Source organism: Amycolatopsis sp. NPDC104863 (assembly GCF_055582965.1).
In genome coordinates, this window is record NZ_JBVJOW010000005.1 from 523,101 (window position 1) to 538,598 (window position 15,498).

Below are 15,498 nucleotides of genomic sequence, written 5' to 3' on the forward strand. Positions count from 1 at the left end.
TGAAAAACAACAGAAGAACGGTTACGGCGAGGGAGTCACGTCATGGGCAGGACCCGGCAGCAGAAGGCCGACGAGCTGCAGAGCCTCAACAAGAGTGGCACCTACGTCCTGCCGAACGCGTGGGACGCGGGAAGCGCCGTGCTGTCGGTGAACGCCGGCGCCCAGGTCGTCGCCACCACCAGTGCCGGGGTTTCGTGGGGCAAGGGCCTGCCCGACGGCCAGCACCTGACCCGCGAACTGGCGCTGAGCGTCGTCCGCGAGATCGCCGCGGCGGTCGACGTGCCGGTCAGCGCCGACATCGAAGGGGGTTACGGACCCGAGCCGGCCGACGTCGCCGAGACCGTCCGCGGGGTGGTCGACGCCGGCGCCGTCGGCGTCAACCTCGAAGACGGCGGCGCCCCCGGCGGCGGCCTGTTCGACGACGAAGCGCAGGCCGCGCGGATCACGGCGGCGCGGGACGCCGCGACGGCGGCCGGGCTCGCGAACCTCGCCATCAACGCGCGGACCGACGTCTACCTGGCCGGGATCGGCGCGCCGGAAGGCCGGTACGACGAGACACTGCGCCGGGCGAAGGCCTACGCGGACGCCGGCGCGGACACGATCTTCGTGCCGGGCCTCACCGATCTCGACGTCATCACCCGGCTCGCCGGGGAGTCCTCGATCCCGGTGAACATCATGGCCGGGCCGGGTGCGCCCCCGGTCGGCGAGCTGGCCGAGGCGGGCGTCCGGCGGGTCAGCCTGGGCGCCTCGGTCGCGTTCGCGGCCTACTCGCTCGTCGTCCGGGCGACCCGCGAGGCGCTCACCGCCGGGACCTACACCGAGGTGGCGAACATCGAGACCTGGGACGTGATCAACGGCGGCTTCACCGCCCGCTGACCGGTGATAACCTCCAAAACGGGCTGAAGAGAGTTACGGGGCAGGTGGACAGGCATGGACGGCACCGAGCTGGCCAACACCGGCGACCACCCCGCGCTGAACTTCCTCAACACGTGCTCCGCGCCGTGGGGCGAGCGGATCGAACTGCTCGCCTCCGGCCGGAGCTTCCTCGACTGGCTCGTGAGCACCGGGCTGCTCGACGGCGCCGAGCGGGCGCGCCTGGCGAGGAAGTTCCCGGCCGGGGACCTCGACGAAGCGGCCGCGCAGGCCCGTGAGCTGCGCGAATGGCTCCGGGACGTCGTCCACGCGTGGGCGGGCCCGGACGGCGGGGTCGCGCCCGCGGCGGAAAAGCGGATCAACCGCGTCCTCGCCACCGACGACCAGCACCTCCAGCTCGTCACCACCGGCGCCGGCGCGCCCGAACTGCGGGCGCGACGCCGCTGGGAGCGAGCCGGTCAGCTGCTGGTGTTGCCGGCCGTGTCCGCCGCCGAGCTGTTCGCGCACGGCGACCGCGGGCTCGTGCACGTCTGCGACGGACCGCAGTGCGCCCTGTGGTTCTACGACCGGACGAAGTCGCACCGACGGCGGTGGTGCTCGATGGCGGTCTGCGGCAACCGGGACAAGGCGAAGAACCACCGCGAACGCGCGCACTCGGGGCGTTGAGCGATGGCACCCGAGGAGGGCCAGGTCCTGCCCGACGTTCTCGCCGAGGGGCTGGACGTGGTGTTCGTCGGCATCAACCCCGGCCTCACGTCCGCGGCGGCCGGCCACAGCTTCCACACCCCCGGCAACCGGTTCTGGCCCGCCCTGCACCGCTCCGGCTTCACGCCCCGGCGGCTGCGCGCCGAAGAAGAGCGGCTCCTGCTGGGCTGGGGCCTGGGCATCACCAGCATCGTGCGCCGCCCCACCGCCCGCGCCGCGCAGCTGTCCCGCGAAGAGCTCGTCGCCGGCGGCCGCGACCTGGCCGAGCGGATCCGCCCGCTGCGGCCGCGGTGGCTGGCGATGCTCGGCGTCACCGGCTACCGCGCGGCGTTCGGGGCGCCGCGCGCCCGGCTCGGTCCGCAGGCCGAGCCGATCGGCGGCGCTCGTGTGTGGATCGTCCCCAACCCCAGTGGTCTCAACGCGCACTACCCACCCGAGGCGCTCGCCGCCGAGTTCGCCCGCCTGCGCGCGGCCACCGGCACCCCGGACCGCTCCGGCCTCGTGTGACGGTGCCGACTACCCGCGGCCCGCGGTTGACAGCGGCCCGCCCGCCGTCGCAAGCTCGACGGTGAAGATCGCACGTGTGTTCGAACCGTAGTCGCTGGCTTCCCCACAGCGAAATGTGTGGCAGGAGCCGGTTTTGGCGTTCAACAACCCGAGTGTGCCGTGGTCCGAAGTGGAGCGGATCGCCTCCGGACGGGCACCCGTGCCCGGCGACGGCAACGACGCCCCGGCGTGGTCGCGCAAGCGGGAGGGCTACGCCGGCGCGCCGGCGGACCTGCTCGGGCGGCGCGCCCGGGACGACGGCGGTGACCGGATCCGGGCGCCCTACGCCGAGCTGCACGTCCACTCCAACTTCAGCTTCCTCGACGGCGCCTCCCACCCCGAGGCGCTCGTCGAGGAGGCCGCGCGGCTCGAGCTCGACGCGCTGGTCCTCACCGACCACGACGGCCTCTACGGCGCGGTCCGGTTCAACGACGCCGCCCGGGAGCTCGGTGTGCGGGTCGGGTTCGGGGCCGAGCTGTCGCTCGATCTGCCCGCTCCGCAGGCCGGCGAGCCCGATCCCGCCGGGTCGCACCTGCTCGTGCTCGCCCGGCAGCAGGCCGGGTACCACCGGCTCTGCCGTGTCATCTCCCACGCCCAGCTCGCCGGCGGGGAGAAGGGCCGGCCCGTCTACGACGTCGAAGAGCTCGTCGACGAGCTGGCCGGGCACGTGGTCGTGCTGACCGGTTGCCGCAAGGGCGCCGTCCGCCGCGCGCTGGCCGAACGCGGTCCCGCGGCCGCGCACGCCGAACTGGCCCGGCTCGTCGACCGGTTCGGCCGGGCGCACGTCGCCGTCGAGCTGATCGACCACCGCCAGCCCCTGGACGACGCCGCCAACGACCACCTCGCCGAGCTGGCCCGCGCCCTGCGGCTGCCGACGATCGTGTCGAACAACGTCCACTACGCGCGCCCGGAAGACGCGGTGGTGGCCGACATGGTGGCCGCGGTCCGGGCCCGCCGGTCGGCCGAGGACCTCGAAGGCTGGCGGCCGCCGTCGGGCCAGGCGTTCCTGCGGTCCGGGATGGAACAGCGCCGCCGGTTCGAGCGCCGGTACCCGGGCGCGGTGGGCCGGGCAGCCGTCCTCGGGGTCGAGGTGGCCTTCGACCTCAAGCTCGTCGCCCCCGACCTGCCGCCGTTCCCCGTGCCGGCCGGGCACGACGAGATGTCGTTCCTGAGCGAGCTGACCCGGCGCGGCGCGGCGAAGCGCTACGGGCCGCGGGCGGAGAACCCCCGGGCCTACGCCCAGCTCGACCACGAGCTCGGGATCATCGAGAAGCTCGGCTTCCCCGGGTACTTCCTGGTGGTGTGGGACATCGTCCGGTTCTGCAAGGAGGCGGACATCCTGTGCCAGGGCCGGGGTTCCGCGGCGAACTCCGCGGTCTGCTACGCGCTGGAGATCTGCCACGCCGACCCGGTGAAGTGGAACCTGCTGTTCGAACGCTTCCTCGCGCCGGAGCGGGACGGGCCGCCGGACATCGACATCGACATCGAGTCCGACCGCCGGGAGGAGGCCATCCAGTACGTCTACGAAAAACACGGCCGCTTCCACGCCGCGCAGGTCGCGAACGTCATCACCTACCGGGCGCCGTCCGCGATCCGGGATGCCGCGAAAGCGCTCGGGCACAGCCCGGGTCAGCAAGACGCCTACGGCAAGCTCGTGGACCGCTGGGGTGGCGCCAAGCAGCAGACGGCCGGCGAGATCCCGGCCGACGTGCTCGAGCTGGCGGCGCGGATCGAGGACTTCCCGCGCCACCTCGGCATCCACTCCGGCGGCATGGTGATCTCGAAGCAGCCGGTGTCCGAAGTGGTCCCCGTCGAGTGGGCGACGATGAAGGACCGCAGTGTGCTGCAGTGGGACAAGGACGACTGCGCGGCCGTCGGGCTGGTCAAGTTCGACCTGCTCGGCCTCGGCATGCTTTCCGCGCTGCACTACATGACCGACCTCGTCGCCGAGCACCACGAATCTACAGTGGACATCGGCAAGCTCGACCTCGCCGACCCGGCGGTCTACGACATGCTGTGCGCCGCCGACGCCGTCGGGGTGTTCCAAGTGGAGTCACGCGCCCAGCTCGCGACGCTGCCCCGCCTGCGGCCGCGCGAGTTCTACGACCTCGTGGTCGAGGTCGCGCTGATCCGGCCCGGCCCGATCCAGGGCGGTTCGGTGCACCCCTACATCCGGCGCCGCCGGAAGGAAGAGCAGTGGCAGCACGCGCATCCGCTGCTGGCGTCCAGTTTGGACAGAACGCTCGGGGTGCCGCTGTTCCAGGAGCAGGTGATGCAGATGGCCGTCGACGTCGCGTCGTTCACCCCGGCCGAAGCCGACCAGCTGCGCCGCGCCATGGGCGCCAAGCGCTCCAGCGCGAAGATGAAGGCGCTGATGGCGCGGTTCTTCGCGGGCTGCGAGGCCAACGGTCTCGACCGCGAGCTGGCGACCCGGATCTTCGAGCAGATCCACGCCTTTTCCGGGTACGGCTTCCCGGAAGCGCACTCGATGTCGTTCGCGCTCCTGGTGTACGCGAGCGCGTGGTTCAAGCGCTACTACCCGGCCGCGTTCTGCGCCGGGCTGCTGCGCGCGCAGCCGATGGGCTTCTACAGCCCGCAGTCCCTGGTCGCGGACGCGCGCCGTCATGGCGTCCGGGTCCGGGAGCCCGACGTCAACACCAGCCTCGCGCACGCCACTCTCGAACCCGACACCGCGAGCACGGGCGGTGTCGCGCTGCGCCTCGGGCTCGCGGGCGTCCGCCACCTGGGTGACGACGTCGCCGAGGAGATCGTCGCCGAACGCCTCGCGCACGGCCCGTACACCGGCGTCGGCGACCTGACCCGGCGCGTCCGGCTGAAGAAGAACGCCGTCGAGGCCCTCGCCACGGCGGGCGCGTTCGGCGGCGACCGGCGGCAGGACCTGTGGGCCGCCGGCGCGGCGGCGACCACCCGCCCGGGGCACCTGCCCGGCCTGGCGCCCGGTCTCGACGCACCCGCGCTGCCGGGCATGACCCGGCTGGAGGTCACCGCCGCGGACCTGTGGGCCACCGGCGTCTCGCCGGACAGCCACCCCGTGGAGTACCTGCGTGAGCTGCTCACCGCGCGCGGCGCGATCACCACGGCCGAGCTGGCGGCGGTCGAAGACGGCACCCGGGTGTGGGTCGGCGGCGCGGTCACCCACCGGCAACGTCCCGCGACCGCGGGCGGGATCACGTTCCTCAACCTCGAGGACGAGACCGGCATGGCGAACGTCCTGGTCTCACCGGGGTTGTGGCACCGGCAGCGGCTGGTCGCCCGGACCAGTTCGGCGTTGCTCGTCCGCGGGCAGGCGCAAGCCGCCGAAGGAGTTGTCACGCTCGTCGCGGACCGCCTCGAAAAGCTCGAACTGCGCGTGGAACCCGGGCCGTCCCGAGACTTTCGTTGACTTCGCGCCGCCACGGTGGTTCCCTGCCTGGGAGCGCTCTCAGCCATCCGTTCGTTTCCCGACGAGTGAGGATGGACCTTCATGACAGTTCGACGTCTGCGCTGGGCGGTGTGGCCGGTGACCGCCGTGCTCGCCGCGGCGCTCCCGGCGGCCGGCCCCGCCGGGGCGGAGCCGCCGCCCGCGGCCACGGTCACCGTGAACGCGCGAGCGGGGCTGGCCACCGTGCCGGACACCGCCTACGGGGTCAACCACGCGGTGTGGGACAGCGAGCTGGGCACCCCCGCGGTGGCCGACCTGCTCGGCGGCGCCGGCGTCCGCACGATGCGGTACCCGGGCGGCTCCTACGGCGACATCTACCACTGGAAGGACAACACCGCGCCGGGCGGTTACGTGGCGCCCGGCACCGACTTCGACACGTTCATGGGCGGGGTCCGGCGCGCCGGCGCGCAGCCGATCGTCATCGCCAACTACGGCACCGGGACGCCGGAGGAAGCCGCCGACTGGGTGCGCTACGCCAACGTGACCCGGGGTTACGGCGTCCGGTACTGGGAAATCGGCAACGAGCTCTACGGCAACGGCCATTACGGCGCGAACTGGGAAGCCGACAACCACGCGGACAAGAGCCCGGCCGCCTACGCGCGCGGAGTCGTGGCGTACGCCGACGCGATGAAGGCCGTCGACCCGACAGTGAAGATCGGCGCGGTGCTGACGACCCCGGCGAACTGGCCGGACGGCGTGGTCGGCGCCGGGGACACCGGCACCTGGAACCAGACGGTGCTGTCGATCGCCGGCCCGCACGTCGACTTCGTGGTGCTGCACTGGTACCCCGGCGGCTCGACGGCCGCGGAGGCGCTCACGAAGACCGAGCAGGTGGACGACATGATCTACCTGGCGCGCGACCAGATCACGCGGTACGCGGGCCGGCCGCTCGGCATCGCGCTGACCGAGACGAACACCCCGGTCGGCATGAACACCCAGCCGGGCGCGCTGTTCGCGGCCGAGGCCTACAGCGCGTTGCTGGAGAACGGCGTCTTCACGGTCGACTGGTGGGACACGCACAACGGCGCGACCGCACTGTCCACTATGGCCGGTCAACCGGACTACGGCGACTTCGGCCTGCTCTCCAGCGCGACCTGCCTCGCCGGCGGCTGCGAGCCCGCGCTCAACACGCCGTTCGCGCCCTACTACGGCTTGAAGCTGGTGAGCGCGTTTGCCCGGCCCGGCGACCAGTTCGTCCGCGCGTCGGCCGACGACCCGCTGATCGGCGCCCACGCCGTCCGCCGTCCTGGGGGTGACGTCGCGGTGCTGCTGGTGAACAAGGACCCCGACCGGGCCCGGACGGTGACCCTGGACTTCGCGGGCTACACCCCGGCGGCGCAGGCGTCGACCTACACCAACGGCGCGACGGCGATCACGAGCACGCCGTGGGATCGGACCCTGCCGCCGTACTCGCTCACGACGCTGGTCCTGCACCCGGTTGCGGCGTTCGCGGGCCCCTCGGCGCCGGGGCAGCCGACCGGCACGGCGACCGACCGGACGGCGACGATCAGCTGGCCGCCCGCGGCGCCCGGCGGGCACCCGATCGCGAAGTACGAGGTGTACTCGCGCGACGACCAGTGGGGTGAGACCGCCGGGACGTCGCTGACGGTCGGGAACCTGGTGCCCGGCCACCGGTACCAGGTGAACGTGCTGGCTCGGGACACGGCCGGGAACGTCTCGTGGGCGTCCCCGCCGCTGACCCTGACGACGGGCGCGCCGGTCGCCAGCAGCTGCGCGGTCCGGCTGACGGACGTCAACGACTGGGCGAGCGGCTTCGTCGGCGGCCTCCACGTCACGGCCACGGCCCCAGTGGGCGACTGGACGCTGACGTTCACCTGGCCGACGGCGCGCCAGCGGATCACCGGCGGCTGGAACGGGACGTGGACCCAGTCGGGCACGACGGTGACGGTCACGTCGTCGGCGCCGCTGGCGGCGGACATCGGGTTCACCGCGGACTACGGCGGCCCGAACATCCTGCCGACGGCGTTCACGCTGAACGGAGCGCTGTGTTCGCTGGGGTGAGCGGGGTTTCGCGCAGGATCCGCCAGCAGACGTAGAGGCAGGCGCCCGCCGCGGGGGCGCCGCCGAGCACGGTGGCGGCGATGCCGAGCGGGATGACCCCGCCGGCCAGGTAGAGCGGCACGAGCACGGCGGTGGCGACGGCGAACTTCGCCAGGAACACCGCCGTGCACGCGTAGTAGCGCCGTCGCCGGGCGCGGTCGTGTCGCCAGGCCTCGCCGCGCAGAGTGCCCAGGATGACGCCGACGAACGGCCACCGCACCAGCACGGAGACCAGGAACACCAGCGCGCAGGCCGCCTGGATCAGGACGGTGCTGAGGTAGAAGTCCGCGGCGTGACCGGTGCTCCCGGCCAGCAGCGCGGACGTCCCGACAACGGCCAGCCCCACCAGCGGCGGCCAGATCCGGCGATCGGTCCACATCCGCACGACGGCGAGCACCAGCACAGCGCCCACGGAGATCAGCGCGGCGGCGGCGACCTGCCCGGTGAGGGGAAAGGCGACGACGAACACGGCCCGCGACGCGACCCCTTCGGCAACGGTGCGCCAGCCACCCACGGCGTCGAACAGGGACAGGGACTTCCGGGTGAGCACCTCGAGGCTCATGCGCGGACCTCGATCGGTGTGTGCAGGGTGTTTTCGTAGGTCTGGATCGCGTCGAGCAGGTCACGTTCACCGCGGTGCGCCTCGGCCAGCGCGGCGCGGAGGCGGCGGGCGTCCTGCATCGCCAGGTTGCCGCCGAACCCCGGGGCGAGGTGGATGGCGTCACCGAGCAGGGTGACGGGGGTTGCGGGCCAGGCGGGTGGGGGAGGGATGGTCCCGATGCGCAGGGAGACGGTGAGGGCAGGCCAGGCTTCGGCGACGATCGAGCGGAGAGCTGGGGGCAGGTCGGCGGCCAGCTCTTGGGCGGTGTGCCAGGCCGAGTCTGGTGGTGTGGGGGCCGGTTGAAGGCTGGTGGCCGGCTTCGGTGGGGTGTGCGTGGCCGGGTCTGGTGGTGTGGGGCCCGGCCGAAGGCTCGCGGCCCGGTCCGAAACGCCCGTGCCGCCATGCTCCCGCGTCACCGGCAGCACCCACATCACGTAGTCCTCGAGCCCGGCGACCGCGTCCCGGCTCAACGTGGGCAGCCACTGCCGCCGCGCGTCTTCCGGGCCTTGCGCGAACCTCAACACCCCCAGTGCCATCCGCATCCCGTCGACCTGAGTGGCCGCGTCGCCGATCAAGGCCGGGAGCCAGGGGGCCGCGCGCAGGGGAGTTGCGCCCATCAGCATGCGCCGTCCCGAATCCACCACCCGCGCCCCGGGCAGGCGCCCGCGCCGCACCGCCGAACCGATTCCGTCCGCGCCGACCAGGACGTCACCGATGTCCGTGCGGCCGTCGGCGAGCCACACCCGGACCCGGCCGTCGGAGCCCACTTCGAACCGCGTCAGCTCCGCCTCGAACCGGACCACGTCCGCCAAACCCGTCAGCAGCACGGCCCGCAGCAACGGCCGGTGGACCTGCCGCCCGGGCCGTGCGCCACCCGGCCGGACGCCCGTCACCGTCAGCTCACCGTCCACATCGGACAGCGTCAGCGTCTCTCCGCGCGGCCCGCCGGTCGTGGCCTCCACCATCGCCGCGTGTGACGGCGGCAGGCACGCACGCAGGGCCGTCGCGCCGCGGTCGTCGACGTGCAGGCTGACCCCCTGTGGCCGCCCCCGCGCGGTTTCGCGCTCGTACACCACGACGTCGATCCCTTCGCGCCGCAAGCCGTGTGCGAGGGTCAGCCCGCCCAGGCCGGCGCCGGCCACGATCACCCGCATCTGGTTCGCCCCCATTCTTCACCGTCCGATGAAGAACACGGTACACGAGAAACTCCACCAGTCGATGAAGAAAGGACTGCTAGGCTTCGGCGACCATGGCGGAACACGACACCCACCGGCGTCCCGGCCGCTGGCGGTCGGGCGCGGAGAGCAAGGACCGGGTCCTGCGGGCCGCTCGCGAGCTGTTCGCCCGGCAGGGCTACGGCGGCACCAGCGTGCGGGCGATCGCGGCCGAGGCCGGCGTCGACCCGGCGATGGTCTTCTACTTCTTCGGCACCAAGCAGGGCCTGTTCACCGCGGCCGTCGACATGTCCGACGCCGTCCCCTCGGCCATCGAGGCGATCTTCGCCGGCGACCTCGCCACCATCGGCGAGCGCATCGTCCGGACGCTCGTGGAGAACCTCGACCGCAGCGACCGCACACCGCTGGTGACGCTGACCCGGTCGGCGCCCACCGACACGGCGTCCGAAGCCCTGCTGCGCGAGTTCATCGACCGGGAGATCACCACCCGGCTCGCGGCGCTGCTCGGCACGCCGGATGCCACGTTGCGGGCGGGCATGGTCAACGTCCAGATCCTGGGGCTCGCGGTGGCCCGCTACATCGTGCGCATCGAGCCGATCGCCTCGGCGCCGGTCGACGAGCTGGTCGCCGCGTTCGGCCCGGTCGTGCAGCGCTGCCTGACCGGCTGAGGCTCAGTCCTGGTTGGCCAGGTGCACCAAGGCCGACCGCAACGCGCGCCGAACTTCCGGGGTCAGCCCCGCGAGCTTCCGGGCCTCCACGACGCGGATCGCGTCACGGATCACCGCGTGCCGCCGGATTCCCGACGGTGTCAGCCGGACGATCCGCGCCCGGCGGTCGGCCGGGTCCGGCTCGCGGGTGACCAGGCCGTCCGCGACCAGGCCGTCCAGCAGGGTGATCAGGCGCGTCTTGTCGTAGCGGATCTGCTGGGCCAGGGCGAGCTGGCTGGCCGCCGAACCGTGGGCCAGCGTCGCCAGCACGACGTACTGCCACATCGAAAGCCCGTGCTCGGCCAGGATCGGCCCCTCCGCCTCGGCCAGGGTCCGGCCCGCGCCGGCGCAGAGGGCCGCCAGGTCGTCGTCCTCCGTCACCCGGGGGATCTTACGCGTGGACAAATGATAAGCATGTGCGTATCGTTCTCGGCATGACATCAATCGAGACAGGGCGCGCCGAGACGCGCACGATCACGGTCGCCACCACACCCGAGCGCGTCGTGGAGTACCTCGCGGACGCGCGCCACATCCCGGAGTGGGCGCCGGACTTCGCCCGCGTCGTCGAGCACGACCACGAGGACATCTGGCGCGTGCACAGTGGCGACGAGCCACGCCGGGTCGCGGTGCGGGTCGCCCGGCAGCACGGCGTGGTGGACTTCGTCGCGGCGGACGCGCCGAACCTGGGCATGTTCACGCGGGTGGTCCCCAACCTGGCCGGCGCGGAGGTGATCTTCAGCCTGTTCTTCCCGGCGGGAGCCGAGACGTCGGCGATCGACGCGCAGATGGCCGTGGTGGACAAGGAGCTCCGTGCGGTGCGGGAGCGTGTCGAAGGATGAGCCGGGAGATCCGCTCGGTCGACGACCTGCTGCGCGGACATCTTCACCGTGGACCTGCCGCACCCCGCCTACGACCTGGTCTACGACTCGGGCTGCTTCCACCACCTCGCGTCCCACCCACCGGGGACGAAAACTCCGGGACCGAGCTGTCCGGCGCGACTAAGCCACGCGCCTGAACCCGGCCGGCAGCCGCAGTTCGGTCACCTCTCCGTCCGCGTTGATCGTGACGTCGAGCGTCCCCCCGGCCAGCGGAAGACCACGCACCCTCACCGCGCCGACCGGGCTCGGCCGAGGTGGCTTCACCGTGACCGTCCCCGCCGGGACGTCCACCGTCAACCCGACAAACGCGCTGAGCAGGCTGACCGCGGCCGCCGCCGCCCAGGCCTGGGGGCGGCACGAGGCCGGGTACGGGAGCGGGGTCGCCGTCTCCGCCGGGCCGTGGCCGGCGAACAGCTCCGGCAACCGGTAGCCGAACGCCGGTGCGGCCGAAAGCAGCTGTCCGGCCAGCGAAGCCGCGCGGGCGCCCTGGCCCGCCAGCTGCAGGCCCCGGACGACGATCGCCGTGTCGTGGGGCCAGATCGAGCCGCAGTGGTAGCTCAGCGGGGAGTAGCCGCCCGCCGACGCGCTCATCGTGCGGAGGCCGAAGCCCGGCGCCAGCTTCGGGTCCAGCAGCAGCTCGCCGACCGACGTGCTTTCGTCCGCCGAGAGCAGGCCGGTGCCCAGCAGGTGCCCGATGTTGCTCGTCAGGGAGTCCACCGGCCGCTTGGCGCCGTCCAGGGCCAGGGCCGGGTAGTGGCCGTCCGAAGTGGACACCCAGAACCGGTCGCGGAACCGGGTCCGCAACGCCGAAGCCCACTCGGTCAGGCCGTCCGCGGGCTCGCCGAGCGCGGTCAGCAGCGCGGCCGCGCTCACCACGGCCTCGTGCTGGTACGCCTGGACCTCGGCCAGCGCGATCGGCGGTTTCGCCTGCTCTCCGCCGAAGAAGCGGACCGCGTCCCCGGAGTCCTTCCAGCCCTGGTTGGCCAGGCCGTGCCCGCTTTCGTCGCGGTACTCGGCAAAACCGTCGCCGTCGGAGTCGGCGGCGCCGGTGATCCACGACAGGGCGAACCGCAGGGTCGGCAGCAGGTCGCGGACGTCGTCCTCGGGCAGGCCCCAGCGCCACGCGTCGTGCAGCAGGCAGACCCACAACGCGGTCGCGTCGACCGTCCCGTAGTACTCGGCGGGCAGGACGGCGCTGGTCGCCTTGAAGGGGTCCCGGCGCCGCTCGTGGAGGATCTTCCCCGGCGCCTCCCCGGTTTCGGGGTCGTGCCGCGTGCCCTGCGCGCGGGCGAGCGTCCGGAGCGTGCCGCCCGCGAGGTCGACCGAGAGCGGCAGCACGAGCCGCGCGGCCCACAGGCTGTCCCGGCCGAACAGTGTGAGGAACCACGGCGCGCCCGCGCCCGCGAACGCGTCGCCGGGGTGGTCGCGGTCGGCCAGCAGGAGGCCGTCGAGGTCGTCGAGGGCGCGGTCGAGCAGCGCGGTGAACCGCCGGTCGTCGGCGTGGACCTCCGGGCGGGCCAGCCGGGGGCCGCCGGGTACGAACAGGGCCCGCTCGTCCGACACCGCCAGTGACCAGCGCACCGTGGTGGTGCCGGGCAGGGAGACGGTCCAGCGCAGCCGGAGCCGGGGCCCGTCGGCGACGATCTCGGCGCCCTCGGCCGTCACTTCGGACACCGCCGCGTCCGTCGCCCACCGGAGGCCGACCGGGGTCACCGGCGAGCGCCGGCCGCCGGCCTTGATCTCGTCGATCGGGGCGAAGTCGGCCGCCAGCACCACTTCCACGACGCACCGGCGGGCCGCAGACGCGGTCGAGACGAGCGAAAGCTCCTCGGTCATGCCGTCGGCGGTGACCCGGCGGTCGCGCCGCAGCCACACCGTCGGGTCCGGGCCGGGGTCGCCGAGCAGGCGGAGCAGCCCGGTGAACCGGGCGCGGCTCGCGGCCGGCTCGTCACCGCCGATCGCCTCCGGCTCGTCGCCGTCCACCGTCACGACGGCTTCGCTGAGCAGCCGAAGGTCACCGTGCAGCACTCCCTGTGTCCCGCCGCCGCGGATCTGCCCGTCCTGGCCGGACAGGGCGACGGTCGGCGCGCGCAGGGCGATCACGAGGTCGTGGAGCAGGGGCTGGAGGTCGGCCATGCCTACGATTGGATCGATCAAACGAAGGAATGTCAACTGAGATCGAGGTCTTGACAGCTCAGCGCCACGGGTTCAGAGTGACCGGAAGTTGAACGTTCAAACCGAAGGCGGGTTTCATGGGACGGCCCACGCTGAACTCGGTGGCGGAAGCGGCCGCGGTGTCGCGCCAGACCGTGTCCAACGTGATCAACTCGCCGGACGTCGTGAGCCCGGAAACCCGCGAACGGGTGCTGGCCGCCATCGAGAAGCTGGGCTACCGGCCGAACACCGCCGCGCGGCAGATGCGGACCACCCGCTCCCAGATCATCGGGCTCTGCATCCCGCCGTCGGGCAACGGCGTCAGCGGTGTGGTGCTGGACCAGTTCCTGCACTCGCTCACCGCCACCGCGGAACGCTTCGACCACCGGATCATGCTGTTCACCGCGGCCGACGACGAGGCCGAGACCCGCGCCTACGCCGACCTGATCGCCTCGGTCGGCGTCGACGGGTTCGTGCTCACCCAGACCCACCACGACGACCTGCGCACCCGCTGGCTGCGCGAGCGCGAGCTGCCGTTCGTCACCTTCGGCCGCCCGTGGGGCGCCGAGGACACCCACCCGTGGGTGGACGTCGACGGCGCCGCGGGCACCCGGCTGGCCACCGACCACCTGGTGCGCCAGGGACACCGGCGCGTCGCGTTCGTGGGCTGGCCGGAGGGCTCCGGCAGTGGTGACGACCGCCGCGCGGGCTGGGCCGCGGGGCTCGTCGCCGCCGGGCTGGGCGAGGGTCCGCAGGTCGCGGTGTACGACGGCGTCGAGGGCGGCCGCTCGGCCGCGGCCCGGCTGCTGGACGCGGGCGCGCCGACCGCGTTCGTCTGCGCCAGCGACTCCCTCGCCCTCGGGGTCACCGCCGAGCTCCGCGACCGCGGCATCCGCCCGGGCGCCGACGCCGCCGTGATCGGCTTCGACGACACGCCGACCGCCGCCGTGCTCGGGCTGAGCAGTGTCGCGCAGCCGATCGCCGACGTCGCCGCCGAATGCGTCCGGCAGCTGCGCGCCATCCTGCGCGCCGATGCCCCATCCGAGCCCGTGACCACGCTCTTCACCCCGCACCTCGTGCTCCGCACCACCTGAGTCCCCGCGCGATCAAGGAGGATCGATGCTTCCCCGCCGAACTGTGGCCGCCTTCGCGGCGGCCGGCCTGCTGCTCCCGCTTTCCGCCTGTGGCAGTGGTTTCGACGACTCGTCCCAGCCCGCCACCCAGCAGGCCGGGCCCGCCACGCTCAAGGTGATGATCGCCGCGAGCGGCGGGGCCGAGCTCAAGGCCATGCAGGACGCCGCCGCGGCCTGGAGCGGCGCGAGCGGTGGCTCGAAGGCCGAGGTCGTGAGCGCCAACGACCTGCCGCAGCAGCTGAGCCAGGGGTTCGCCGCGGGCAGCCCGCCGGACGTCTTCGCCGTCGACGCCACCAAGTTCCAGGGGTACGCCGCCGAAATGCTGCCCTACGGTGACGGACTGTCCTACAAGGACGACATCTACCCGACGCTGCGCACGACGTTCACCCAGGACGGCAAGCTCTACTGCGCCCCCAAGGACTTCTCGACCCTCGCGCTCGCGATCAACACCGACGACTGGGCCGCAGCCGGGCTGACCGACAACGACGTGCCGAAGACGTGGGACCAGCTCAAGAGCGTCGCGCAGAAGCTCACCACCGGCGGCCGCACCGGGCTCGTCTTCAACGACAACCGCGACCGCATCGGGGCCTTCCTGGTCCAGGCGGGCGGCTGGGCGACCGATGCCGACCAGAAGAAGGCCACCGCCGACACCCCTCAGAACCTCCAGGCCCTGACCTACGTCCGCGACCTGCTTTCCTCCGGCGTGGCCAAGTACCCGAAGCAGCTCGGCGCCGGGGACTCCGGTGAGGCGTTCGGCCAGCACAAGGCGTCGATGAGCATCGACGGCAACTGGATGACCGGCGGGATGAAGAAGGACTACCCGGACGTCAAGTACCGCGTCGTCGCGCTGCCCGCGGGCCCGGCCGGGCCCGGCACGCTGTCGTTCACGCAGTGCTGGGGCATCGCCGCCAAGAGCAAGTTCCAGGACCAGGCCAAGCAGCTGGTCGACTCGTTCATGCAGCCGGCGCAGCAGCTCACCTTCGCCGACGCGTTCGGCGTGATCCCGGCACGGCAGTCCGTGCGGGCGCAGTACGAGCAGAAGTTCCCCGGGCAGGAGGCGTTCGTCGCCGGCGCCGACCACGCGCACGGGCCCGTCACGCTGGCCAAGATGGACCCCGTGCTGACCGACTTCGACGCCCAGCTGCAGCAGCTGCCGGGCGCCGACCCGAAGCGGATCCTGCAGCAGCTGCAGCAGAACACCGCGGCCGCGCTCGGGCAGTGAC

At 72.8% G+C, this 15,498-nt stretch carries 13 protein-coding genes; 9 read left to right on the plus strand and 4 right to left on the minus strand.

Going from position 1 to position 15,498, the window contains the following annotated elements:
• The first annotated feature begins 42 nt into the window (after positions 1-42).
• The 5 genes from ACZ63J_RS29310 (at position 43) to ACZ63J_RS29330 (ending at position 7,588) form a co-directional block, all read left to right on the plus strand.
• The gene (locus ACZ63J_RS29310; protein ID WP_465401077.1) at positions 43-876 is read left to right on the plus strand and encodes an isocitrate lyase/PEP mutase family protein; all 834 of its coding nucleotides are present in this window, start codon (positions 43-45) and stop codon (positions 874-876) included.
• Between the two features lie 54 nt (positions 877-930).
• Positions 931-1,539, plus strand: coding sequence for a CGNR zinc finger domain-containing protein (locus ACZ63J_RS29315; protein ID WP_465401078.1), 609 nt, complete (start codon positions 931-933; stop codon positions 1,537-1,539).
• Positions 1,540-1,542: 3 nt separating this feature from the next.
• Positions 1,543-2,085 carry a G/U mismatch-specific DNA glycosylase gene (mug, locus tag ACZ63J_RS29320; protein WP_465401079.1) on the plus strand — a complete coding sequence of 181 codons (543 nt, stop codon included), beginning with the start codon at positions 1,543-1,545 and terminating at the stop codon, positions 2,083-2,085.
• A 133-nt stretch (positions 2,086-2,218) separates the two neighbouring features.
• On the plus strand, positions 2,219-5,527 hold the full coding sequence (locus ACZ63J_RS29325; protein ID WP_465401080.1) for an error-prone DNA polymerase: 3,309 nt from the start codon (positions 2,219-2,221) through the stop codon (positions 5,525-5,527).
• A gap of 81 nt (positions 5,528-5,608) precedes the next feature.
• Entirely contained in the window at positions 5,609-7,588 is a 1,980-nt protein-coding gene (locus ACZ63J_RS29330) for a cellulose binding domain-containing protein (RefSeq protein WP_465401081.1), read from the plus strand.
• Here ACZ63J_RS29330 and ACZ63J_RS29335 read toward each other — a convergent pair.
• Positions 7,554-8,189: a DUF3159 domain-containing protein gene (locus ACZ63J_RS29335; RefSeq protein ID WP_465401082.1), complete on the minus strand. Its 636-nt coding sequence runs from the start codon at positions 8,187-8,189 to the stop codon at positions 7,554-7,556. The genes ACZ63J_RS29330 and ACZ63J_RS29335 overlap by 35 nt on opposite strands.
• A complete protein-coding gene (locus ACZ63J_RS29340; protein WP_465401083.1) occupies positions 8,186-9,397 on the minus strand; it encodes an FAD-dependent oxidoreductase in 1,212 nt (403 codons plus the stop codon). The genes ACZ63J_RS29335 and ACZ63J_RS29340 overlap by 4 nt, the downstream gene beginning before the upstream one ends.
• Positions 9,398-9,477: 80 nt before the next feature.
• Here ACZ63J_RS29340 and ACZ63J_RS29345 point away from each other — a divergent pair, with 80 nt between their 5' ends.
• Positions 9,478-10,071, plus strand: a complete 594-nt coding sequence (locus ACZ63J_RS29345; RefSeq protein ID WP_465340919.1) for a TetR/AcrR family transcriptional regulator — start codon at positions 9,478-9,480, stop codon at positions 10,069-10,071.
• Positions 10,072-10,074: 3 nt separating this feature from the next.
• Here the strand turns inward: ACZ63J_RS29345 and ACZ63J_RS29350 are convergent, their stop codons facing one another.
• Positions 10,075-10,491, minus strand: a complete 417-nt coding sequence (locus ACZ63J_RS29350; RefSeq protein WP_465401084.1) for a MarR family winged helix-turn-helix transcriptional regulator — start codon at positions 10,489-10,491, stop codon at positions 10,075-10,077.
• A gap of 53 nt (positions 10,492-10,544) precedes the next feature.
• Between ACZ63J_RS29350 and ACZ63J_RS29355 the strand changes: the two genes are divergently transcribed.
• Positions 10,545-10,949 (plus strand): SRPBCC family protein, encoded by a 405-nt coding sequence (locus ACZ63J_RS29355; RefSeq protein ID WP_465401085.1) that lies wholly within the window; start codon positions 10,545-10,547, stop codon positions 10,947-10,949.
• 159 nt (positions 10,950-11,108) lie between these two features.
• Here ACZ63J_RS29355 and ACZ63J_RS29360 read toward each other — a convergent pair whose 3' ends face one another.
• Entirely contained in the window at positions 11,109-13,124 is a 2,016-nt protein-coding gene (locus ACZ63J_RS29360) for a glycogen debranching N-terminal domain-containing protein (protein WP_465401086.1), read from the minus strand.
• A 116-nt stretch (positions 13,125-13,240) separates the two neighbouring features.
• Here ACZ63J_RS29360 and ACZ63J_RS29365 point away from each other — a divergent pair, with 116 nt between their 5' ends.
• Both ACZ63J_RS29365 and ACZ63J_RS29370 read left to right on the plus strand, forming a co-directional pair.
• Positions 13,241-14,236 (plus strand): LacI family DNA-binding transcriptional regulator, encoded by a 996-nt coding sequence (locus ACZ63J_RS29365; protein ID WP_465401087.1) that lies wholly within the window; start codon positions 13,241-13,243, stop codon positions 14,234-14,236.
• 25 nt (positions 14,237-14,261) lie between these two features.
• Positions 14,262-15,497, plus strand: a complete 1,236-nt coding sequence (locus ACZ63J_RS29370) for a sugar ABC transporter substrate-binding protein (RefSeq protein WP_465401088.1) — start codon at positions 14,262-14,264, stop codon at positions 15,495-15,497.
• The last annotated feature ends 1 nt before the right edge of the window (position 15,498 follow it).

Excerpts from the sequence above, each read along its gene's own strand:
- ACZ63J_RS29310 (WP_465401077.1), top strand. The coding sequence starts at position 43 with ATGGGCAGGACCCGGCAGCAGAAGGCCGACGAGCTGCAGAGCCTCAAC.
- ACZ63J_RS29315 (WP_465401078.1), top strand. The coding sequence starts at position 931 with ATGGACGGCACCGAGCTGGCCAACACCGGCGACCACCCCGCGCTGAAC.
- mug (WP_465401079.1), top strand. The coding sequence starts at position 1,543 with ATGGCACCCGAGGAGGGCCAGGTCCTGCCCGACGTTCTCGCCGAGGGG.
- ACZ63J_RS29330 (WP_465401081.1), top strand. The coding sequence starts at position 5,609 with ATGACAGTTCGACGTCTGCGCTGGGCGGTGTGGCCGGTGACCGCCGTG.
- ACZ63J_RS29335 (WP_465401082.1), bottom strand. The coding sequence starts at position 8,189 with ATGAGCCTCGAGGTGCTCACCCGGAAGTCCCTGTCCCTGTTCGACGCC.
- ACZ63J_RS29340 (WP_465401083.1), bottom strand. The coding sequence starts at position 9,397 with ATGGGGGCGAACCAGATGCGGGTGATCGTGGCCGGCGCCGGCCTGGGC.
- ACZ63J_RS29345 (WP_465340919.1), top strand. The coding sequence starts at position 9,478 with ATGGCGGAACACGACACCCACCGGCGTCCCGGCCGCTGGCGGTCGGGC.
- ACZ63J_RS29355 (WP_465401085.1), top strand. The coding sequence starts at position 10,545 with ATGACATCAATCGAGACAGGGCGCGCCGAGACGCGCACGATCACGGTC.
- ACZ63J_RS29360 (WP_465401086.1), bottom strand. The coding sequence starts at position 13,124 with ATGGCCGACCTCCAGCCCCTGCTCCACGACCTCGTGATCGCCCTGCGC.
- ACZ63J_RS29365 (WP_465401087.1), top strand. The coding sequence starts at position 13,241 with ATGGGACGGCCCACGCTGAACTCGGTGGCGGAAGCGGCCGCGGTGTCG.
- ACZ63J_RS29370 (WP_465401088.1), top strand. The coding sequence starts at position 14,262 with ATGCTTCCCCGCCGAACTGTGGCCGCCTTCGCGGCGGCCGGCCTGCTG.